Annotated in this window: 26 protein-coding genes; 18 read left to right on the top strand and 8 right to left on the bottom strand. The window is 43.3% G+C overall.

Annotation, left to right across the window (positions count from 1 at the left end):
- The first annotated feature begins 136 nt into the window (after window positions 1-136).
- From V8G47_RS03295 to V8G47_RS03270, 6 genes are all read left to right on the top strand, one after another.
- Window positions 137-1,276, top strand: a complete 1,140-nt coding sequence (locus tag V8G47_RS03295) for a DUF445 domain-containing protein (RefSeq protein WP_336198861.1) — start codon at window positions 137-139, stop codon at window positions 1,274-1,276.
- Between the two features lie 74 nt (window positions 1,277-1,350).
- Window positions 1,351-1,704 (top strand): YlbF family regulator, encoded by a 354-nt coding sequence (locus V8G47_RS03290; protein ID WP_034763247.1) that lies wholly within the window; start codon window positions 1,351-1,353, stop codon window positions 1,702-1,704.
- Window positions 1,705-2,107: 403 nt separating this feature from the next.
- Window positions 2,108-2,977 carry a Cof-type HAD-IIB family hydrolase gene (locus V8G47_RS03285; protein ID WP_336198860.1) on the top strand — a complete coding sequence of 290 codons (870 nt, stop codon included), beginning with the start codon at window positions 2,108-2,110 and terminating at the stop codon, window positions 2,975-2,977.
- A gap of 136 nt (window positions 2,978-3,113) precedes the next feature.
- Window positions 3,114-4,607, top strand: coding sequence for a coproporphyrinogen III oxidase (locus V8G47_RS03280; protein WP_336198859.1), 1,494 nt, complete (start codon window positions 3,114-3,116; stop codon window positions 4,605-4,607).
- A 184-nt stretch (window positions 4,608-4,791) separates the two neighbouring features.
- Window positions 4,792-6,405: a long-chain fatty acid--CoA ligase gene (locus V8G47_RS03275; protein WP_336198858.1), complete on the top strand. Its 1,614-nt coding sequence runs from the start codon at window positions 4,792-4,794 to the stop codon at window positions 6,403-6,405.
- A 101-nt stretch (window positions 6,406-6,506) separates the two neighbouring features.
- Window positions 6,507-7,301, top strand: coding sequence for an enoyl-CoA hydratase (locus tag V8G47_RS03270; protein ID WP_336198857.1), 795 nt, complete (start codon window positions 6,507-6,509; stop codon window positions 7,299-7,301).
- 96 nt (window positions 7,302-7,397) lie between these two features.
- On the opposite strand, the gene V8G47_RS03265 is transcribed toward V8G47_RS03270, so the two are convergent.
- Window positions 7,398-7,583, bottom strand: coding sequence for a YhzD family protein (locus V8G47_RS03265; protein ID WP_336198856.1), 186 nt, complete (start codon window positions 7,581-7,583; stop codon window positions 7,398-7,400).
- A gap of 191 nt (window positions 7,584-7,774) precedes the next feature.
- Here V8G47_RS03265 and V8G47_RS03260 point away from each other — a divergent pair, with 191 nt between their 5' ends.
- The 6 genes from V8G47_RS03260 to V8G47_RS03235 all read left to right on the top strand — a co-directional run bounded on the left by V8G47_RS03260 (window position 7,775) and on the right by V8G47_RS03235 (window position 15,522).
- Window positions 7,775-8,674, top strand: a complete 900-nt coding sequence (locus V8G47_RS03260; protein ID WP_079534389.1) for an ABC transporter ATP-binding protein — start codon at window positions 7,775-7,777, stop codon at window positions 8,672-8,674.
- Entirely contained in the window at window positions 8,667-9,917 is a 1,251-nt protein-coding gene (locus V8G47_RS03255; RefSeq protein ID WP_336198855.1) for an ABC transporter permease, read from the top strand. The genes V8G47_RS03260 and V8G47_RS03255 overlap by 8 nt, the downstream gene beginning before the upstream one ends.
- 144 nt (window positions 9,918-10,061) lie before the next feature.
- Window positions 10,062-11,273, top strand: a complete 1,212-nt coding sequence (locus V8G47_RS03250) for a metallophosphoesterase family protein (protein ID WP_336198854.1) — start codon at window positions 10,062-10,064, stop codon at window positions 11,271-11,273.
- 5 nt (window positions 11,274-11,278) lie between these two features.
- Entirely contained in the window at window positions 11,279-14,230 is a 2,952-nt protein-coding gene (locus V8G47_RS03245) for an ATP-binding protein (RefSeq protein ID WP_336198967.1), read from the top strand.
- Between the two features lie 54 nt (window positions 14,231-14,284).
- Complete coding sequence (gene yhaM / locus V8G47_RS03240; RefSeq protein WP_336198853.1) at window positions 14,285-15,226, top strand: 3'-5' exoribonuclease YhaM; 942 nt, start codon at window positions 14,285-14,287, stop codon at window positions 15,224-15,226.
- Window positions 15,227-15,342: 116 nt separating this feature from the next.
- A complete protein-coding gene (locus tag V8G47_RS03235; RefSeq protein WP_034763298.1) occupies window positions 15,343-15,522 on the top strand; it encodes a sporulation YhaL family protein in 180 nt (59 codons plus the stop codon).
- Window positions 15,523-15,574: 52 nt separating this feature from the next.
- Here V8G47_RS03235 and V8G47_RS03230 read toward each other — a convergent pair whose 3' ends face one another.
- A complete protein-coding gene (locus tag V8G47_RS03230) occupies window positions 15,575-16,528 on the bottom strand; it encodes a peptidylprolyl isomerase (protein ID WP_336198852.1) in 954 nt (317 codons plus the stop codon).
- Between the two features lie 186 nt (window positions 16,529-16,714).
- Between V8G47_RS03230 and V8G47_RS03225 the strand changes: the two genes are divergently transcribed.
- From V8G47_RS03225 to V8G47_RS03215, 3 genes are all read left to right on the top strand, one after another.
- Entirely contained in the window at window positions 16,715-16,801 is an 87-nt protein-coding gene (locus tag V8G47_RS03225; RefSeq protein WP_034763301.1) for a YjcZ family sporulation protein, read from the top strand.
- An 86-nt stretch (window positions 16,802-16,887) separates the two neighbouring features.
- Window positions 16,888-16,971: a YjcZ family sporulation protein gene (locus V8G47_RS03220; RefSeq protein WP_060670486.1), complete on the top strand. Its 84-nt coding sequence runs from the start codon at window positions 16,888-16,890 to the stop codon at window positions 16,969-16,971.
- 127 nt (window positions 16,972-17,098) lie between these two features.
- A complete protein-coding gene (locus V8G47_RS03215; RefSeq protein WP_079534381.1) occupies window positions 17,099-17,194 on the top strand; it encodes a YjcZ family sporulation protein in 96 nt (31 codons plus the stop codon).
- 60 nt (window positions 17,195-17,254) lie between these two features.
- On the opposite strand, the gene V8G47_RS03210 is transcribed toward V8G47_RS03215, so the two are convergent.
- A complete protein-coding gene (locus tag V8G47_RS03210; RefSeq protein ID WP_034763303.1) occupies window positions 17,255-17,434 on the bottom strand; it encodes a hypothetical protein in 180 nt (59 codons plus the stop codon).
- 88 nt (window positions 17,435-17,522) lie between these two features.
- On the opposite strand from V8G47_RS03210, the gene V8G47_RS03205 reads away from it, so the two are divergent.
- Window positions 17,523-17,660, top strand: coding sequence for a hypothetical protein (locus V8G47_RS03205; protein ID WP_336198851.1), 138 nt, complete (start codon window positions 17,523-17,525; stop codon window positions 17,658-17,660).
- Here V8G47_RS03205 and V8G47_RS03200 read toward each other — a convergent pair.
- The gene (locus V8G47_RS03200) at window positions 17,654-18,109 is read right to left on the bottom strand and encodes a DUF3267 domain-containing protein (RefSeq protein ID WP_336198966.1); all 456 of its coding nucleotides are present in this window, start codon (window positions 18,107-18,109) and stop codon (window positions 17,654-17,656) included. The two genes, V8G47_RS03205 and V8G47_RS03200, sit on opposite strands and share 7 nt — an antisense overlap.
- A gap of 265 nt (window positions 18,110-18,374) precedes the next feature.
- Between V8G47_RS03200 and V8G47_RS03195 the strand changes: the two genes are divergently transcribed.
- Window positions 18,375-18,704, top strand: coding sequence for a DUF1878 family protein (locus V8G47_RS03195; protein WP_336198850.1), 330 nt, complete (start codon window positions 18,375-18,377; stop codon window positions 18,702-18,704).
- Between the two features lies 1 nt (window position 18,705).
- Here the strand turns inward: V8G47_RS03195 and V8G47_RS03190 are convergent, their stop codons facing one another.
- Window positions 18,706-19,281, bottom strand: coding sequence for an HTH-type transcriptional regulator Hpr (locus tag V8G47_RS03190; protein WP_098441139.1), 576 nt, complete (start codon window positions 19,279-19,281; stop codon window positions 18,706-18,708).
- A 372-nt stretch (window positions 19,282-19,653) separates the two neighbouring features.
- Window positions 19,654-20,025: a YtxH domain-containing protein gene (locus tag V8G47_RS03185; RefSeq protein WP_261751489.1), complete on the bottom strand. Its 372-nt coding sequence runs from the start codon at window positions 20,023-20,025 to the stop codon at window positions 19,654-19,656.
- 164 nt (window positions 20,026-20,189) lie between these two features.
- On the opposite strand from V8G47_RS03185, the gene V8G47_RS03180 reads away from it, so the two are divergent.
- Window positions 20,190-20,384 carry a hypothetical protein gene (locus V8G47_RS03180; RefSeq protein WP_034763309.1) on the top strand — a complete coding sequence of 65 codons (195 nt, stop codon included), beginning with the start codon at window positions 20,190-20,192 and terminating at the stop codon, window positions 20,382-20,384.
- A 62-nt stretch (window positions 20,385-20,446) separates the two neighbouring features.
- On the opposite strand, the gene V8G47_RS03175 is transcribed toward V8G47_RS03180, so the two are convergent.
- Window positions 20,447-20,983: a tryptophan transporter gene (locus V8G47_RS03175; RefSeq protein WP_034763310.1), complete on the bottom strand. Its 537-nt coding sequence runs from the start codon at window positions 20,981-20,983 to the stop codon at window positions 20,447-20,449.
- Window positions 20,984-21,154: 171 nt separating this feature from the next.
- Window positions 21,155-21,577 carry an HIT family protein gene (locus tag V8G47_RS03170; RefSeq protein WP_336198849.1) on the bottom strand — a complete coding sequence of 141 codons (423 nt, stop codon included), beginning with the start codon at window positions 21,575-21,577 and terminating at the stop codon, window positions 21,155-21,157.
- Window positions 21,578-21,903: the final 326 nt, after the last annotated feature.

The following is a 21,903-nucleotide window of genomic DNA, read 5'->3' as shown; positions in this document are numbered from 1 at the left end:
TTCATCCGGCATTCCCCGTTTGCATAACCCGTTCGATTGACTTTATAATAATTTATTGGGCTAATGTTGATATAGCATTCTATGTAAACATAGGCAAAATGTTCAAACGAGAGAAGTAGAAAAGGAAGGTGCACTCATGCTAGATGCTTTCATCCTGGTATTATTCATGGTAATCGTTGGGGCCCTTATTGGGGGAGTCACCAATTCACTCGCAATAAAAATGTTATTCAGGCCTTATCGGGCATACTATATCGGAAAATTCAAAGTCCCATTCACACCGGGACTGATCCCGAAACGCCGGGGAGAATTGGCGGAACAACTCGGGAAGATGGTGGTGGACCACTTAATCACCCCTGAAAGCCTTCAGAAAAAAGTGATGAATGAAGACTTCCAAAAGGATGTGACCCTTTGGCTATCCGAAGAATTGCAGCCGGTATTCACATCCGACAGAACGGTGAATGAGTGGCTCGATACCCTTCAAATCCCTGTTTCCTCTGATAGACTCAATGAATGGCTTGAGGACTGGATTGCAGTAAAGATCAAGGATACGAAGATGTCCTATACTTCTATGAAACTGGAGGAGGCACTTCCTGAGAGGTGGCAGGAAAAGGTTTCAGAAGGTATTCCGAAGCTTGTCGACTTCATTGCAAACAGGGCGGAAACGTATTTCACAAGCCCGGAAGGAAAAATGAAAGTGAAGATCATGATCGACGATTTCCTGAAAGAACGCGGCATGCTCGGAAACATGCTGGGCATGTTCCTCGGTAATACGTCGGTTGCGGATAAAGTGCAACCGGAAATCGTCAAGTTCATCAAGCATGAAGGTACACAGGAGATCCTCTTTAACCTATTGTCGAAAGAGTGGGCCAAGCTGAAACAAATGAAACTGGAGGAGTTCATCGACAGATTGCCGGAAGAGGAGCTCATCCACACAGTCCAATCGTCACTTGTCAAACTCGTCAACATTGACGGTCACCTCTCCAAACCGCTCAGGTCCTGGCTCGAACCGCACAAGGATTCCTTCTTCGATATCCAGCTGCCGAAATGGGTGGATAGAGGGACGGACCTATTATCCGGGAAGATTCCGAACCTCATGGAGAAGATGCACCTTCAGCATATTGTCCAGGAGCAGGTTGAAACCTTCTCTGTCGGCAGGCTCGAGGAACTCGTCCTCGGCATTTCGAGGCGGGAATTCAAAATGATCACGTATCTCGGTGCTTTGCTCGGCGGCGTGATCGGGATCATCCAGGGAATTATCGCCCTTTTCATATCCTGATAAGGGTCCTGCCTAGAAATCAACCCCATTGTTTGTTATAGTGAGGGAGACTGAAATTTTAGGAGGTACGTATTTTGGCTATTAACTTATACGATCAAGCGAACGAACTGGAAAGCGCATTGCGTCAGAGCGATGAATTCCTGCAACTGAAAAAAATGTATGATGAAGTAAACAATGACGAATCTGCTAACAAGATGTTTGAAAACTTCAGAAACATTCAAATGACTCTACAACAAAAACAAATGAGCGGTGAAGAGATTTCCCAGGAAGAAGTGGAGCAGGCACAAAAAACGGCTCAACTTGTTCAGCAACATGAAAAGATTGCGAAGCTTATGGAAGCTGAGCAACGCATGAGCATGGTGATCAATGACTTAAACAAAGTCATCATGAAGCCGCTTGAAGAACTTTACGGTTCTATGCAAAAATAATCGTGATGAAGAGGGTCCGACTTCCTGATGGGAGTCGGTCTTTTTTTGGGTGTGTGCTAACTGAGTGGCTTTGGTGTATTGAATCGATTTACATTTATTGTTAAATAACGCAATTACGATTGGAAATGACGCAATAAATGAGATAATGACGCAATTAATAAAAAAATGACGCAATCAAGCCCATAAATGACGCAATCATCGTTCCGCTAAAGACATATAGATGCTTGAAACGTCCCAATAAATGAAATATTTATCATTTCCCCCCTAATTCTAAGCTACAGAGCACCATATCTCTTCATGCACAAGAAATAGTCATCATTCCATTCCACCCCCTTGGCATATTTGTCTCCCCACCTTCATAAAAGTAGAGAAAGGGAGTAGACAACATATAGGGGGGACACCAATGATGATCTATCGAATGCTGGCTTTGAATATTGATGGCACGATTGTAAATGAAAACGGAAAAATTGCGAAGGAAACGAAGGAAGCAATTGAGTACGTTCAAGATAAAGGGGTTCCGGTCACATTGGTTACAAGCCGGAGTTTTGCTTCTGCTAAGAAAGTAGCCAAAGCCCTGAAGCTTGAAAGCCCGATTGTTACACACAGCGGTGCCTATATCGCAGGCGAGCTTGAAAAACCGATGTATGTGAAAAAAATTGCGGAAGACATTACGTATGAAATCTCTCAATTCCTTGAAGGCTTTTCATGCCAGGTACACTTGTCCCATGAAAAGCGATCTATCGTAGGCAAAACCAGTACCGGGGCACGTGAGATGGCAAAGGTCTCATGGCAAAGAGAATCCAAATTACTTTACAGCAAACAGTTTGTAGACCGGGTGAGTGATCACCTGTTGGAGAATCCGATGGCGGTCCCGAAGATTTCGGTTGTGATGGAGCACAGGGAAGACGTATGGGACGTTGTCGCTTCGTTAAAAGGAATGTATGAAGAAGTGGACGCGATCCCGACGTCAGACTATAAACTGGATATCGTGCCAAGGGGTGTTTCAAAGCTCAGGGGATTGATGTATCTGTCTGAGCGTCTCGGAGTGAAGAAGCATCAAATCGTAATGGTCGGATCCGGCATAGATGACATCGATTCCATGGAGTGCTCGGGCCTCGGTGTCGCCATGGGAGACGCACCACGTCAAGTACGGGAAGCGGCAGACTGGGTTACACGCAGTCAGGTTGAAAAAGGGATTCCGTACTTTGTCACTGAGTTATTCCGTAAACAACATCCCATCCCATTCTTGAAAAAAATGAACATCATAAAATAGTAACTCAAGGAACACCCCGTCATTCCAACAGGAATACGGGGTGTTCTTTTGTTGGGAGGGTTTGTACCATTGACCATTCCCACCCCTTTCTGTACACTTATAAAAGCTTATTAGTTTTATGAAAGGTGATTAGAACGTGAATGTTTTGATAAAAGGAATCGAGGATGAGCGTTTCGAACGTCCCCTGCGATTGATAGCGAATTTATTCTTTGAAGAGTCTGCCATTCACTTCGGTGATTGTGATGAGGCCGATCTTCAAGTCCATATAGAACTTTCTTCAGTCGAAAAGATAGAGGCGGAAGCCGTATTAACGAACTCAAGCGAACAATCATACACTGCACGCTATGAGCATGACTGGGTGCCTTATGAAAATGAGAAAGAACGGTTCAAACAGCTGAAAACGGCTGTTTCCCATGTGTATTTAAATGTTCTTCAGGATTTGACGGGGATCAGGCAGAAGTGGGGCATCTTGACGGGAATCCGCCCCACGAAGCTCGTTCATAAGCAGATGCAGCTTGGGATGCCCAAAGAAGAGATTCATGAGAAATTAAAAAAAGAATACCTGATTACGGATGAAAAGATCCAGCTGATGCAAAACATCGTCGACCGTCAATTATCCGTCGTGCCGGACCTTTATGATCTTCAGCATGAAGTGAGCATTTATATCGGCATACCGTTTTGTCCAACCAAATGTGCTTATTGCACATTCCCTGCCTATGCCATTCTCGGTAAACAGGGGAGGGTCGATTCCTTCCTTGCGGGACTCCATTACGAAATCCAGGAAATGGGACGCTGGATGAAAGAAAACAATATCAAGATTACGACCATCTATTATGGCGGGGGTACTCCGACGTCCATCACAGCTGAAGAAATGGATGCTCTTTATGAAGAGATGTACCGCTCCTTCCCGGATGTTGACAAAGTAAGGGAAGTAACGGTAGAGGCAGGGAGACCGGATACGATATCCGAAGATAAACTCGAAGTGCTCAATAAATGGAACATCGACCGTATTTCCATCAATCCTCAATCGTACACCCAGGAAACCTTAAAAGCGATCGGGCGACATCACACGGTGGAGGAAACGATTGATAAATTTCACTTATCCCGTGGTATGGGAATGAATAATATCAATATGGACCTCATCATTGGTCTTCCAGGGGAGGAGCTTCCGGAGCTGCAGCATTCTTTGGACGAAACAGAGAAGCTTATGCCTGAATCCTTGACGGTTCACACATTATCCTTTAAGCGGGCGTCTGAAATGACGAAGAATAAGGACAAGTATAAAGTGGCGGACAGGGTGGAAATCGAGAAGATGATGAATCTTGCGGAAGAATGGACCAAGGAGCACGGGTATGAGCCGTACTACTTATATCGTCAGAAGAACATTCTCGGCAACCTTGAAAATGTTGGATACGCCCTTCCCAAGCAGGACAGCATCTATAACATCATGATCATGGAAGAAGTCCAGACCATCATTGGAATCGGCTGTGGGGCGGCAAGTAAATTCATCGATCCGAAAACCGGAAAGATCACGCACTTCGCCAATCCGAAAGAACCGAATGCCTATAACCTTGGATTCAAAGAGTACACAGAAAAGAAAATCAAGATCTTGAATGATTTATTTTCATAAACTGAAACACGCCACTTCAAATTCGAGTGGCGTGTTTTTTTATGCTTCCGTTTCCTTGCTCATTACAGGAATAATTCATCCCCGCTTAAAGGATAAATCATCATGAAAGGAGAATTAGTAAGATAGACATAGAAAATCAGACAGTCAATGTAAACGCTTACTATTTTGAGGGGAGAGATCGAATATGATGCAAACACCTCTGCTATTGACACAAATGATTGAACGAGCTGAAAAGTATTTTCCTAAGAAAGAAATCGTATCCCGGACAGAGTCGGGTATCAACCGCTTCACATACAAACAGTGGGGTGAGAGAACGCGGAGGCTGGCAAGCTCCCTGGCGAAGCTCGGTGTAGAAGAAGGAGACAAAGTCGGTACACTCGCTTGGAATCATCATCGCCATCTGGAAGCGTACTTTGCGATTCCGTGTAGCGGAGCCGTATTACATACGATCAATATCCGCTTATCGCCCCAACACATCGTTTACATCATCAATCATGCCAAGGATCAACTATTGCTCATCGACCCGGACATCGTCCCGCTCATTGAAAAGGTGAAGGACCAGATTCCGACGGTAAAAGCCTTCATCGTCATGACCGACGGAGAGTTGCCCGAGACGACCCTTGAGCCTGTGTATCATTATGAAAGCTTGTTGGAAGAAGGGGATCCCTCGTTCCAATTCCGCAACGACATTGATGAAAATGCTCCTGCGGGAATGTGTTACACGTCGGCCACGACCGGAAATCCTAAAGGAGTCATTTATTCCCATCGGGGCATTGTGCTCCATGCAATGGCACTCGGGCTGGCAGATACTACAGGCGTCAGTGAGAGGGACGTTGCCCTTCCGGTGGTGCCGATGTTCCATGTGAACGCCTGGGGGCTCCCGTTTGCGTCGGTCTGGTTCGGTAGTAAGCAGGTTCTGCCGGGACCATATTTCACTCCTGGACTGCTAGCCGGGCTCATGCAGGATGAAAAGGTGACCATTTCCGCAGGGGTACCGACGATTTGGCTTGGATTACTCAATGAATTGGAGAAAAATGAGTATGATCTCTCAAGTCTTCGTTCCGTTCTGTGTGGGGGATCAGCAGCTCCTAAAGGGATGATCCGGTCATTTGAAGAGAAGTTCGGCATTCCGTTCATGCATGCTTATGGCATGACTGAAACGAGCCCACTCGCTGTGATCGCAGCATCCAAAAGCTATCATGACGACCTTTCTGCCGAAGAGAAGCTCGACTTGAAAGCGAAGCAGGGGATCCTCGTACCTGGATTGGATATGAAGATCGTCGGAAAAGACGGGGAAGTGGCATGGGATGGTATCGAAATGGGTGAGCTTGCCTTAAGGGGTCCCTGGATCGCTTCTGAATATTATGAAGATGAACGTACCGAGGATGCGTTCAGGGATGGCTGGCTCTATACGGGAGATGTCGTCACCATTGATCAAGAGGGCTATATCAAGATCGTTGACCGCACGAAGGATCTGATCAAATCCGGTGGGGAATGGATTTCTTCCGTAGATCTTGAAAATGCCCTCATGGCCCATGAGCATATCTTCGAAGCGGCTGTGGTGGCAGTTCCCCATGAGGAGTGGCAGGAACGTCCGATTGCCTGTGTCGTTTTAAAGGAATCGGGAAAAGGCAGTGTGACCAAGGAAGAAATCATGGACTTCCTGAAGCCTCAGTTTGCGAAATGGTGGCTGCCGGATGAGATACTGTTCCTGGATGAAATCCCGAAAACCTCTGTTGGGAAATTTTTAAAGAGGGCTCTCAGGGACCAGGTTCAGGATCAGATGAAACAAATCTAAATGAGACGGGAGATCGGCTCTATGTCGATCTCCATTTTAAATTATTGTACTTTTCTAAATAATCATTCTGCGCTATGCTAATAGAAAGGGGAGGGATTTTTTTGACAGTGTCAAATCAATACGAAACAGTAAAATTACATAAAGATGGGAAGGTGGCGAGGGTTCACTTGAACCGGCCGCAGTCCCTGAACGCATTGGATGACCGGCTTATGGAAGAGTTGCTGGCTGCTTTGAAGGAAGTGAAAAATGATCCATCGATTTCTTTATTGATCCTGACAGGAGAGGGTAAGGGATTTTCCTCCGGGGGAGATATTAAGTCCATGCTTTCATTAAGTGGAGAGGAGCAGTTTTCACGGATCATGGATACGATCAGTGAACTGGTGATGACCTTGTATTCCATGCCGAAAGTGGTCCTGACAGGCATTCACGGGGCAGCGGCGGGGCTTGGGTTGAGCCTTGCTCTCGCTTCTGACTATATCCTTTGTGAAGAAGATAGTAAGCTCGCCATGAATTTTATCGGAATTGCTTTGATCCCGGATGGAGGAAGTCATTTTCTTCTACAGGAACGTCTGGGTACGCATAAGGCAAAACGGTTGATCTGGAATGGGAAAGTATTTGAAGGACAGGAAGCCCTAATGAAAGGACTCGTCGATGAAGCCATTCCTTCAGGGAAATTGGAAGAAGGCATAGCACGCTATACCAAACAGGTATTAAGTGCGCCGACGAAAGCAATGCTGAAAACGAAAGAAGTATATGTGGAGTTGAACAAAGAAAGATTGCAGCATGCACTTGATCTTGAGAAGGAAGGTCAGTGGCTCATGCGCCAAACCTCCGATCACCAGGAAGGCATCCGCGCATTCGTGGAGAAGAGAAAACCTGAATTCAAGGGTGAATAATGAAAAACGGGAATCAGTCTTAAAGGCTGGTTCTTTTTTGTACATGCAAAAAAAAATGCATTACAGCCATCGAGGTCTGTAATGCAAGAATTCATCCTACACATGAAACAGCAGGAGTTTCCCAAGTGGGGACGTACAGCGATGCGTATGTTCAGCATAGCCTTTTTCCTCAAGCATTGTTTCTCCCATTTTCTTTGCTTCGCTGTCAGAGGAAGCTTCGAAAGATTCGTCCAGGATTTTTTTGCCGTCACGCTCAAATACCGTCAGTTTATATACTTTCATTATGTAATACCCCTTTGTACTTAAAATATGTTCTTCTTTATTTTTTCATATTATCATTTTTTTGGGAAGTCAAAATAGTTTGATAACGAAAAAATAATGGAAAATGAAACCTTTTATGAATAGAATCGTAGAGTACTAGAGAGATAAGAATGCCGGATTTCATTATTGGGCAACAGGAGGGAAAACAAAGGATGAGTTTGAAATTACAACAGGTCACCAAAAGGTTTGGGGACTTCACAGCGGTAGATGAGCTGTCACTTGAAATTCCACCAAGTGAAATGTTCGGGTTCCTCGGGGCGAATGGAGCCGGAAAGACGACAACCTTCCGAATGGTGTTGGGATTGTTGGATGCAACAGAAGGAAGGATTACGTGGGACGGCAAGGGGATTGATTATTCCACAAGTCCGGAAATCGGGTATCTCCCGGAAGAAAGAGGACTTTATCCGAAAATGAAGGTGAGTGATCAAATCGTCTATTTGGCACGCCTCCGTGGAATGGAAAAGAAGACGATCCTGAAAGAATTGGATTATTGGCTGGAGCGATTCAATGTTCCTCAATACCTCAATAAAAAAGTGGAGGAACTCTCCAAAGGGAATCAGCAAAAAATTCAATTCATCGCATCGGTCATTCATAAGCCGAAACTATTGATCCTCGATGAACCATTCAGCGGTCTTGACCCAGTGAACGTGGAGCTGTTGAAGGACGCCGTCAGGGAAATCAAGAAGAACGGAACGACTATCGTGTTTTCAAGTCATCGGATGGAGCATGTGGAGGAGCTCTGTGAAAGCTTGTGCATCATGCATAAAGGGCGTCCCGTGGTACATGGCGGACTGAAGGAAATCAAACGTTCATTTGGAAAGAAGAATGTCGTGATACATGCAGATTTTGATCTTACCTACCTTAAGGACATGCAGGGAGTGACAAAGCTCAAAGAAACGACGGAAGGAGTCCTGCTTCAGGTGGAATCCGAGGCTGCCGCCCAAGGAGTATTTCATGATGTCGTCCAAAAGGGGTTCCTTCGTAAATTCGAGCTTGAGGAACCTTCACTGAATGATATTTTTATAGAAAAGGTGGGAACCTCTTATGAATAATTTCTTCTTGATCCTCGGTCATTCCTATATGTCAAAACTGAAAGCCAAGTCCTTTATCATATCCACCATCATCATTGCCGCAGCACTTGTCCTGCTGGCCAATTTCGACAGCGTCATTTCGAGTTTCACAGATGATGAAGGAAGCAGGGTAGCGGTTCAGGATGAAACGGGCAAATTATATGAACCACTCCTGGAGCAGCTGGAGACGATGAATAGTGAGATTCAATTAAAGCCTGCCTCGGAATCAACTAAGGAAATCGAGGAAAAAATAGAGTCGGAAGAATATAAAGGTTTATTGGTCTTAAGTGAAAGCAGTGATGGGCTGCCACAGGCTCTGTATAAATCAAACTCGTTATCGGAGTCTGCCGTGGCAGGGGAATTGCAGGCAGCCCTGCAAAATGTGAAATCCTCCCTTGCTGCAGGTAAGTTGGAGCTGTCCGGAGAAGAGCTATCCTCGCTAAGTGCCCCCGTTGATTTCAAGAAGGAAGCACTGCTTGAAGGGGCCAAATCCGAAGAAGAGCTGAGTCAGGCAAGAGGCATTGTCTATGTCTTATTATTCTTTATCTATTTCTCGGTGATTGCCTATGCCAATATGACGGCGATGGAGGTCGCCACAGAGAAAAGCTCACGGGTCATGGAAATCCTCATATCAAGTGTGTCACCGGTAAAACAAATGTTTGCCAAAATCATTGGGATCGGTCTCGTTGGTTTGACTCAATTAGCCGTTATCCTTGGTGTAGGTTATTTTACCCTGATCCGTAAGAAGGATGAACTGGTAGGTGGATTCTTTGAAGGATTCGGATTTGAATCCCTATCACTTAGTGTCATCATTTATGCTATCATCTTCTTTCTGCTTGGATATTTCCTGTATGCAACCCTTGCAGCTCTACTAGGATCACTTGTGAGTAGAATTGAAGATGTACAGCAAATGATCATGCCGATGACCTTCCTGATCATGATCGGGTTCTTCATTTCCATGTTTGGTCTCGGAAGTCCGGAATCGGGCTTTATCACGGTTACGTCGTACATCCCCTTCTTCACACCGATGGTCATGTTCCTTCGTGTCGGGATGCTGAACCTGCCGGTGTATGAGCCGGTCATCGGGATACTCGTCCTGATTGTTTCCATCGCTTTGCTGGGAGTATTCGGTGCACGTGTCTATCGTGGAGGAGTGCTATTATACGGTAAGTCCAATTCATATAAAGATATTAAGAAAGCCATCGATTTAACATCAAAGAAATAAGAGGAAGGCTGTCACCTTTGAAGTGGCAGCCTTTTTATGTATGAATGTGATAAATTGTGATTACATACTGAAATCTTCCACGGTTTTAGGATATAATGAATGAATAGCAGAACGTATATTCGTAGTGTTGAAGGAGGGGACTTCATGGAGAACATACGGTTTTTTCATGTAGCAGACTTACATTTGGACAGTCCGTTTACAGGACTGAAGCATTTACCGACAGAAGTATTTGAACGAATACATAATAGTACTTTTGCTTCTTTTGAAAAAGTGGTGAAAGAAGCGATTGCAAGAGAAGTCGATTTTATGATTCTCAGTGGGGATTTGTTTGACGAAGAAGACCGAAGCATCCGGGCCCAGGCCAAACTGGTGAAACAATTTCAAATCCTTCATTCACATGATATCCCTGTATACGTCGTCCACGGAAATCATGATCATCTCAGCAGCCGTCGAGTAGAACTGGATATGCCGGATAACATACATATTTTTCACGAGAAAACCGAAGTGAAACAGCTTACCACTAGGAATGGTACCCTAGTTGATATTGTGGGGTTCAGCTATGGAACAAGGCATATCCGGGAAAGAAGGATCGGGGAATATCCTAAAGGAGCCGCAGGGCGTTATACGATCGGGATCCTGCATGGAAGTGAAGGGAGCATGAATTCTTCTCATGAAACATATGCCCCTTTTACGCTAAATGAATTATTGGAAAAGAAATATCATTACTGGGCACTCGGGCATATTCATCAACGCCGGATTTTGCATGAAGAGCCATTCATCGTCTATCCCGGAAATATCCAGGGCAGGCATCGAAAGGAGACCGGTGCAAAGGGATGCTATGAGGTCTTACTTGGTGAGCATCAGACAGAGCTGACGTTCATTTCCACCCATGACTTGCTATGGGAAACATGCAATGTATCCCTGCATGGTATAGTCCGGTTTGGTGAGGTGTTTCAGCGCATCCAACAGGCGATGGAAACCTTAATTGAAGATAGCTTGATTGAAATCGTCCTAACCGATGAAGATTCGCTCCCTGAAGATTTGATGAGGAAGGTTGAAAATGGCGATCTCCTGGAGGCGCTGCAATCCGATTTAGAAAGTCATGGGCAATTGAAATGGGTTCACTCCATACGCCGGTCTCCCGGTACCACAGTGTTAAAGGAACGGGATCCCTTTCTTCAGGATATGATTTCAACCCTTGAAAGCTTGGAAGGGGATGAGTGGAAAGAAGTTCTGGCAGAGCTGTATGAACATCCGTCGATCTACAAATTTCTTGCACCTTTGGAGGACGAAGAGAAGAACGATCTAATAGAAGAAACAAAGCACTTACTGAAAAGTGGGGGTGAAAGAAATTGAAGCTGATGGAACTTCATGTATACGGATATGGGAAGCTTGACAACAAGCATTATACGCTTAGAGACCTTCAATTATTCTATGGGGAAAACGAAGCGGGTAAATCGACGATCATGTCATTCATTCATAGCATCCTGTTCGGTTTTCCGACAAAACAGCAATCTTTGTTGAGGTACGTTCCGAAATCATCGACCGAGTATGGTGGGAAAATCCTTTGTCAGATGGAAGATCAGGGGATTGTGAGCATCGAGCGGGTCAGAGGGAAGGCTGCGGGAGACGTAACCGTCCAATTTGAAGATGGAAGGGTGGAGGGAGAAGAAACCCTCCAACAATTGTTGGGCAAAATGGACCGGTCCACCTATCAAAACATCTTCTCATTCAACCTGGACGGCCTTCAAAACATCCAGCGACTCAAAAAAGAGGAACTGAACCGGTATTTATTCACAGCGGGATCTACAGGGACGGACCTTCTATTGAAGCTTTCGCAAGATTGGCAGAAAGAAAGGGAACTGCTGTTTAAGAAATCAGGTAGAAAACCAAAGATTAATGTAGTGCTTTCCCAACTAAAGGACCTTGAAAAACAAGTGAAGGAAGGGAAAGAGAAAAACGATCAGTACCTGCCGCTCATAGCGAGACGAAAATCCCTGGAGTCGGAAATATCAGCCTTGGAGAAGGAAAAGGAGCTTCTTTCTGATAAGAGAGAAAATCTTGTTTCCGTAAATGAAAATTGGGATACCCTTGTTCAATTCAATGATGTGAAAAAGCGCCTCTCCCAGCTGAAAAACCTCGAATTCCCTTCAAACGGATTAGAACGAATGAACGAACTGAAAATCGAAGAAAGACAAACGTCAGCCTATCTTGAGACCGTGAAGAGCAAACAAAAGAATTTACAGGAAAAGTTGGAATCAAAAGATCTGGATCTTACATTAAGAGAAGATATTCCGTTTATAGAGGAACTATTATCCCGGCAATCCTCTTACTTGAAATGGAAAGAAGAGAGCGGGGAGCGAAGCAGAGAATTAAAAATGGTTCAAAGTAAAATCAGCGACATAATCAGGGAATTAGGGCTGCAGATTGAAATGGAAAATATCCCGTCATTGAATACGAGCCTGATGATGTCTGAAAACATCCAGCAGGCTTTGGACCATCAGACCAAACTCCTTCACGAACGGGAAAGCCTGGAAAAGCTTCAAGAAGAGGAAATGGAAGAACTTCAATCCATTGAAAGAAAATGCGAAAACTTAGAACAACGATTAATGGAAGAGGATGAATATCAAGAATTACAACGAAAGGTCAAGGTTCTAACCGGCAAGCATTCCACTAGGGAGCAGATGGAATGGGTGAATCTGCAAGTGAAGGAGGCAGAGGAAAACTATACCCGAAAAAAAGCTTCATATTCGTATCAGATGCTGATCAGTGGTGGAGCATTCCTGATTGCAATGGGATTCGGTTTATGGGGGGTGTTCTCCGGCAATTGGATCATGGCAGGTATGAGCTTGCTGTTTCTGATGGTTATCGGTGGAACCATCTTTCAATCGAGGATGAATGTCAGGAATGAAACCGACACCCTACAAAAGCTCAAGGCAAGAGCGAAAGAAATTCAACCGGAGAAAACCGGGAATCTGGATACAGCAGAACAAAGCCTTATGGAACAAATGGAATTTCGCAACGAGTGGAAGCAGCGGGTCCTATCGTTAGAAGAACAGGAGCTGAAGATACAGAAGCTTCACGAGAGAAAGGAAGAGCTTGAGAAAGCGATCGTCGGGGGAGAGGGAAGGATAGAACGCCTGAAAGGGGAATTATACTTACCTGCCGATTTTCATTGGAAGTGGCTGCGAGATGCATTTGCCAAGATGAAAGAATTAGTCTATTTATATGAAACATTTACTCATTTATCCGATGAAGAGGCTTATGCAGAAAAGAAAGTGAAAGAATTCACTGAAGAATGCAGGGATTGGTTCCACCTTCATGACCTCTTGTTCACGACGGTGGACGAAGCGCTGCTTCAATTGAAAGGGATGCTGCAGGATCTGGAGAAACGCCGGCTGGTAGTCGAAAATATTGCTGCAGAATTAGAGCCTTTATCTTTGGATATCAAAAAACACTCCATAGAAATTGAAAAAATCCGCCATGATATACATGGCCTAATCCATGCAGCTGGCTGCACCGGGGAAATGGATTTCCGGGAGAAGGCTATGAAGGTTCAGGAACGAAGTGAACTTTGGTCTCAATATAAGGGGATGAAAACGAGATTGACCCAAAAAACCCTTGATACGTTCCTTGAGTTTAATTCGTTGGAAGAAAGCAGGAGGGAATCGACCCGGGTCATACAATCCATCGATGAGTTGTCAAAAGAGCTGTCCTCTCTGCAAAAAGAACTTGCCTCCCTTTCGTATGAAATCAAAACGTTAGAAGAAGGGAAGAGCCATTCGGCCCTCCTTCAAGAATTCCAAAGCAAAAAAGCCGAGCTGGGGGAGCTTGCCTTCGAATGGTCTACATTCACATTGGCAGGTGTCTCGTTAAGTAAAACGATGGAGCTATATCAGAAAACCAAAATGCCGAAAGTCATAGAGCTTGCAGAAGAAAACTTCAGGGAACTGACAGAAGAGCATTATAAGCGCATTTTCTTACTGGATGATGAAATGATCAAAGTGGAGAGGATGGATGGGACCACCTTTCATGCAATCGAACTCAGTCAAGGGACGAAAGAGCAGCTTTTTATTTCGATTCGCTTTGCACTCATTCAGTCGATGGGTGATAAATATCCATTGCCTGTTTTGATTGATGATGGGGTAGTCAACTTTGACCTGGCAAGGACAAAAGCATTTCTCTCACTCCTAAGGAAAGTGGCAAGGGACCATCAAGTGTTATTCTTTACCTGCCACCCCCATATCAGACAATCGTTCACCGATGAAGAGATGATTGTGTTAAAGAGGGAGGAGTCGATCCGGACTTCCTGAGTGCAAAAATATGATATACTGAAACTACTTTTATAGTTGAACGGAGGAGAACAGATGTCAGGTATTACACATTTCAGCGTAGGTGAGACGATCGACCTGCCTTTATTAATCAAGCAAATGACCAAGGGTACCACAAATACAGGAAAGCCGTTTCTCACGCTGATCCTGCAGGATAAGAGCGGAGATATGGAAGCGAAGCTCTGGGATGCATCTGACCAGGATGAGAAGGCTTACCAGCCTGAAACGATTGTCAGGGTCGTCGGGGACATACACAGTTACCGAGGGAAGAATCAGCTGAAGATCAAACAGATCAGGCCAGCTTCCCCGGCGGATGGCTACGCCATTTCAGACTTCCTGGAAACGGCGCCGGTGAGCATAGATGAGATGACGAGCAAGATTACACAGTATATCTTTGAAATGAGAAACCCGAACATCCAGCGCATCACAAGGCACCTGATCAAGAAATATCAAAAGCCTTTCCTTGAATATCCGGCAGCTACAAAGAATCACCATGAATTCGTATCGGGCCTTGCCTATCATGTGGTCTCGATGCTGGATCTTTCGAAAGCCATTGCCGGACTGTATCCTTCCCTGGATTCGGATCTTCTCTATGCCGGGGTGATCCTTCACGATTTAGGGAAAGTCATCGAGCTGTCGGGTCCTACTTCGACAACGTACACGATTGAAGGGAATTTGATCGGACACATTTCGATCATGGTGAATGAAATCGGGAAAGCAGCGGATGAACTGGGAATCGAAGGCGAAGAGGTCATGATTCTTCAACATCTCGTGTTGAGCCATCACGGGAAAGCCGAGTGGGGAAGTCCTAAGCCGCCACTCATCCGGGAAGCTGAGATCCTTCACTACATCGACAATGTCGATGCAAAGATGAATATGCTTGATCGGGCACTCGAACGGGTGAAGCCGGGAGAGTATACGGAGAGAGTATTTGCACTCGACAACCGTTCATTCTATAAACCAACCTTTCATAAATAATAAAAAGAATCCGGTCCATGGACCGGATTCTTTTTTTCTATCATGCTGTCATGTTTTCTTCCCGGCCCTCATATAGTGTAAATAAAAGAGGACAAACCTATAAGGAGATGAAGCAAATGACCCTGCCTATTTGGATGTACCTGGTTGTAGCAGGAATTTTCGGGAGTGCCTTTATGACGATCAAATCGGCGAAGGAAGAAAAGACGCTGGAAGATGAATGGATTGAGAAAGAAGGAGAAGTATATATTCATCGAATGGAAGAGGAAAAAGAAAAGAAGCGTCAATTGACGTCTTGATCAAATCATAAAAAAGGACTGACGGCTTACGATAGCCGTCAGTCCTTTTCGATTATTCCTGTTTTTCTGTTGCCGGAGCTTCGCCTTCAGGTGCTGGTGTTTCTCCGCCTTCAGGTGCTGCAGGAGGATTCAGTACTTGATCGAATGATTTTTTTAGATCTTTATCTTTGATGTTCAGATCAGCTTTTTCGATTTCAGCTTTCATCGCTTCCTGGATTTTCTGAGGATCCACTTTGGAAAGCTTCAATTCTTTTTCGATCTTCTTTTTCATTTCGTCAAAGGATTTCTTTTCTTTTTTATCAGTCACTTCGATGATGTGATAACCATATTCTGTCTTGATCGGCTCACTTACTTTGCCCTTTTCAAGAGTATCCAGTGCCTTTGAGAATTCTGGGACAAAGTTTTGACGACCAGCGTAGTCTACCCATCCTAAGCTTCCGCCGTTTTCAGCAGAACCGGGATCTGTGGAGTACTCCTTGGCAAGATCTTCGAATTTCGCTCCATCAGCCAATTTTTGTTTTACTTCTTTAGCTGTTTTTTCATCTTCTACAAGGATATGGCGGACTTTAATTTCAGGCTTCCATTTCTCGTAGTATTCTTTGACTTCTTTATCCGTTACTTTTACATCGGAAATGGCAGCTTTTTCTTGAAGCAATTGAAGCTTCAAGTATTGTTTGAACGACTTTTCGTCCAGATTATATTGTTGTAAGAACATATCGAATTGAGGTCCTAATTGATCTTTCGCTTCGTTCAGCTTTTCATCCACTTCCTCTTTTGACACATCATACTTGTCCTCAAGGACTTTCGTATATACCAGTTCCTGAAGGGCCTGTTCCATTTGTGGAGTGAATTTTTGTTTCATTGATTTGTAAAGTTCATCTTTTGTTACATCCCCGGCTTTCGTTGTTGCAACAACGTCACTGTTTCCTTCAGCACCGTCACCGCTGCACCCTGCAAGTCCTACGACTCCCGCAGCCAGTGATACTGAAATGATCCATTTTTTCATGGTGACCAACTCCTACAATAATTTCGTTTGATGGCTTGTCAAAATCTACAAAACATACTATAACACACTTCTTCCATTTTAAAAAATATTTTCCAAACTAATCTTCAGAAAAATGGGCATTTTACACACCCATTTCCTAGGTACTTTCATATGATAAGAGCGAAGAGAGAAAAGGAGGTAATAAATATGAGCTGTGGATACAATTCCGGATTCGCGTTAATCGTAGTGCTGTTCATCTTATTAATCATCGTTGGTGCCGCATATATTTACTAAAAAAAATAAATTTATGACATTAGCCTAAAACAAATGGCAGCTAACTTGAATAAGATAAAGTAGCGCTTCAAAGGAGGTGGAAAGTTATGGGTCACGCATACGGCGGAGGTTTCGCGTTAATCGTAGTACTGTTCATCCTGTTAATCATTGTAGGTGCAGCATGGCTATAATTTAGCCTCAGGGTTTAGGTTCACCGGATAAAGACTGTAAGAGGGGGCAATACCTTAAGAAAGGCTGGCCCCTTTTGCTTCATATTCATATGTTTATGCTTTTCATACATGAAAGGAGGAAGCGCATATGTCAGGTGCTTGCGGCGGGTACGGCGGAGGTTTCGCGTTAATCGTAGTTTTATTCATTTTGTTAATCATCATTGGTGCAGCATACGTTTGCTAATATAAATAGATAAAAAAGCAGATCCGGTTTTCCGGATCTGCTTTTTTCACATTTCATGTTCTATGTAAATAGTATCTCTATGTAAGAAGAAACCAGCAGTATGGTGATTAGGATATTGATGGTCCTAAATACCTTAGGTTGGCGTTCTTCAGGTATTTCTTTTTGTAAACATAATGCGTTGGTCATTTTATTTATATAAAATAAGATGAAGACAGCAAATACTAAAAACATGGAGATCATCCAAACCCCTCCCCGTTATCTCCTATAGACTATACATTACCAAATTATTTCCCTAATTGGTAGCAAGAGTGTTGCCATATTCATGTAAATGAAGCTTTTTTCGTATATGAGGCCCTTCCGGTATGAAGAAAAGGTAAATGAAAGCAGTGAATCATCCCGAAAATATGAGAAGGATGATTTCATCCATCGAGTGTATGCTTCAATGGCCATCCATCATCCTTACTGATAAATCAATATTTCGTATCCATCTTCATTTTCTTCGATTAAAGCATTCTTTGGTGAATCCATCAACTGTTTCGCATAAATGAAATCAATGGCACAAATCCCTGAATGAAATGCAAGGAGCATGGTAAAGTAATGCGAATAATGTGGGAAATGGAAGCACCCGTATAATAAAATACTGTTTAGTACAAAGAATGGGGCCACAAGGGCGACCAAATAACGGTATTTTGAAATTGGCTGATCCACCCGCAAAGAAAGTATCGGTAAAAAATACATTTTTCTGTTGCATTTGCATTTTATTTTTCTCACGAAAGGCAAGATGGGCACAATGTGAAAAAATTTATGCAATGGATAGATACTGATCAGTCCCACGAAGAATCCCAGGAAATGCTTATCGTAAAAAGCACTCGGAAATAGTAAGTTGATTGGTACGTATATTAATGAGAATACCATCATCATTATGATGGATGAAAGTAAAAAGACTCGGTAAAATCCAAATTGTTTTTCCAGATTGATTGTTTTCCAGCAATGCATAAAAAAAATCGCCTCCATTAGACGAATAGTGGTTAATTAAGTGCTTTACATACTTTATTACGATTGCCGGAAAAAATCAATACATTTTAGAAGGATTTTTCTTATTTTTTGGAGGAAGTTTGGGGCGACATGTATGTTATAGTTTTGTACAATAAGAGTATGAGATAAATAGCGGGTGATAAAGATGCACGAACTAATGAAGCGAATAGAAAAACTTGAATACCATCAGAGGTTGATGGCTGAGATGTGCCCCAAAAATGGATTTCCCTTTTATCGTCAGATCATTCGAAATGGGTTGTCAGAGAGGGAAGTAAAGGAGTTCTTTCAAACTTGTGATAGATTGAGCATGAAACTTGAAAAACAAAAAGCGGAAGGATTCGTATACAATACTCCGCTTTTTAGAGAATTTGAAGATGAGCTTCATGCAAAGCTGAAGGTGCATGAAGTCGTGGAAAGTTGCCTGGTTCAGGATATTTATCCAGCTTTGATGAAACAATTACAGAAGAGCTTGTAGATCAGGCAAGTTCTTCCTCATCTTCAAATAGTTCACCGAGCTTACCGTTATCATCAGAAAAATCATTTTCAATATTGTGAAATGACTTTTCGAATATTTCCATAAAATCATTTCCATAAATATTGCGGACGACGGTCATCATTTCGATCATTTCAGGAAACTTCCCATATAATTCCCTTAATGGAGCCACTCCCTGGAAGATAGAATGACTTTCCGGCTGATAGTTCTTCATTAGATCGAGAAGGATATTCTCCCCCTTGGCCGTCAGTTGAATATACGTATTCCGCTTATCATTCTCCCGTTTAGAAAATTCAAGAAGTTCACGTTCCTCTAATTTCTTCGAAAAGTTAAATGCCGTTGAAACATGCATAACACCGAATTTGGCAACATCCGAAATGGATGCACCCTTTAAATGATACGCAATCCAGAGAATATGATGTTCATTGATATTTAAGTCGTATGGCTTGATCCATTGCTGCCAGTCCTTTTCTATGGCCTTCCACAAAGCTTTACTAAGCTGAGCCATCCTTTGACTGAAGAGCATTGCCTCTTTCAAAGTAAATTCTCTTTCCTTCATCTCATTCACCCACTTTGCTAGAAAATCTTTTTTACTATTAGCTGTTCTTGAAATGGTAGCGTTGTAAGCAGTTCCAAAGGATTCACTAAAACAACGATCATCAAAAAAGAAAGCGCTTATATTTTATTATGCCAATAAAGTAATAATTAATAAAGGCTAAATTGACAAAATTTTTCGAAGTATATAATTTCTGGTTGGTTTACCGGCCTCAAATTAGAAAGATAAGAGGGTTTGAACCCTGTAATGACGGGATTTATATTGGAAATCACTATTCTGAAAGAAATCGGGGTGGAATTAAATTTTATTTTATATAAAATAGAATCCCCGTAAGCCATAACCCACAAATGGGTGTAAGGCAAAACGGGGATAGGGTTATTGATTGGTTGTGTTGGCTGAGTTGATCGATTTTTCCAGCTCTTCGATGGTACGTTGGATGGATTGGATTTCTTCCTGAAGGCGCTGGTTGTTCGGCTCGGTTGAAGCCTGCCACTGCTTGAAGGAGGCTTGAAGGTCCTTTGAAAGTTGAAGGACCGTTTCCTTTCCTTCCTGTGACAGGGTGCCGATTGACTCTTTCAATTCACCGATGTGGCCTTTCATCTCCTCGATGACCACTGTCCAATCGTCTTTCTTGTCTTTGATTTGTGCACGGATTTCTTTACCTGATGAAGGGGATGTCAGCAGGGACGCGACTCCTCCGACCACTCCACCGATCAATAATCCGTATGCAAGAGATTTTTTATTCATTATGTTCACCTCGTTCTTCTATTTCTATAATACTATATTTCTCCAATCAGTATGTATTCTCCTTTTCCCTTTTAGAACAGATTGAAACAAGTCGGTTCATATCTTTCTCTTCAAACGCATAAAAATAAGATAAGAGGTGGGGAAGAGGGGGAGGTTCTAACAGAATGGACGGAATAATCTTTGGTTTCTTTGCTCTCAGTACTGTTTTGTTTCTAAGTATGGTATATAACTTCATTAGCATTCAAAGACCTGGAATGTATCCTCCTAAAAATATATTAAAAAAGCGTGCGACCATATTGGGTTCAGGTGGATTGATCACGTTTCTCATAGGGATACTGCTCTGGTTTGCAGTCAGTTAATAAAAAAAGCCCCCCATTTTGTGACGGATCACAACTCATGGAGGGTGTTTTTATTATTTCGTTTAGGATAGCTGTTCTGTTGTGACAGCTTCTCGAATGGTTGAACGTTTTAGGATACCGTTGATGATCGGATACACGACGAACATCGCGCCGGCGTTTACAAGTGTTGCCGGAAGTACGACTGCTGCGAATAGAGCGAAGAAAGCTCCAGGCAGTCCTACGATCACATATGCAGAAAGCAGGAATACGCTTCCTGATACGAGGGTACCGATTGCGGTTAGAACAGAAGCGCCTAACAGTGAACGAGTGATTTTCTTTGTTGCCAGGAATAATCCGTAAAAGACGAATGCCGTGACCGGTTTATCGATCAGGTTTGGTAAGAATCCACCAGGGAATTGTGTTGTCAATCCTGAAATGACTCCTGTAAGTAAACCTAGCAGCAAGACGTTTTTCTTTGCAGGAAACAGAATGATTCCCAAGAACATCATCGTCAGCATCATGTCCGGTTTCATTCCTAAGAATATGCCCGGGATCACTGTGTGCAGGACCGCTCCGATCCCCACTAATAAAGACAGGGATACAAGTGTTTTTGTATTCATTTCTCATCTCTCCTCAACTAAACTATACTTTGTATTCTGCTTCTCCCAATGTGCACTGTTGCCATTAGCGAAAAGATAGGTACATTATAACATAAAGAGAATCCGTGTCAAAGACCAATATTTCTGAAAAAAGCCCGGCCGCTTTACTCACAAAGGGCCGGGCTTCCAAGACTATGACAGATGACGTGCGATAGAATCGGCGATTTCTTTTAAATCTTCGTGGCTGTAGTCGTCGTTATGGGTTTTCCATACAGCTCCGAAACCATCCCCTTTGCCGTAGCGCGGTATGAAGTGCATATGGAAATGGAAGACGGATTGTCCTGCTTCTTCACCTGCATTGCTTAAAAGGTTCATTCCTACAGGGTTAAATTCAGCCTTGATGCTGTTTGCGATCTTTGGTGCAACAGAGAAGAGGTGGCTTGCCACATCAGGGGTCAGCTCGTAGACGTTTTCTTTATGTACTTTCGGAATAAGGAGTGTATGACCTTTCGTCACTTGGCTGATATCAAGAAACGCAAGGACATGGTCATCTTCGTACACTTTCATTGCCGGGATTTCTCCATCGATGATTTTACAAAAAATACAGTCGCTCATGCTCATTTCCACCTTTCAGTAAGAGTGTAAGTATTTTACCATTAAAGTGAAAATAAATGAAGAAGAGACAGGAACGATTTTCCTGCCTCTCTTCTTAGAAGGGGTAATACTGTAAAGGTTTATATGTCAGGCTTCATTCTCTTTGATAAACACCTCATTCGTTAGTAGCTTCGAAAAGTGTACCATTCTTGGGTAGAATGAACTTTGTTCAATGCGACCATCCCCTTATCTTTTTGCTATTTAAGCATTTAGACAATAGAAACTGTTAGCCGTCTTGGACAAACACCTCATTTGCTATAAAGATGATATGTGTAAATCGTTAGAAA

Origin of the sequence: Rossellomorea sp. LJF3 (assembly GCF_037046045.1) — a bacterium.
Classification (GTDB): domain Bacteria; phylum Bacillota; class Bacilli; order Bacillales; family Bacillaceae_B; genus Rossellomorea.
This window is presented reverse-complemented; position numbering and strand designations above follow the sequence as displayed.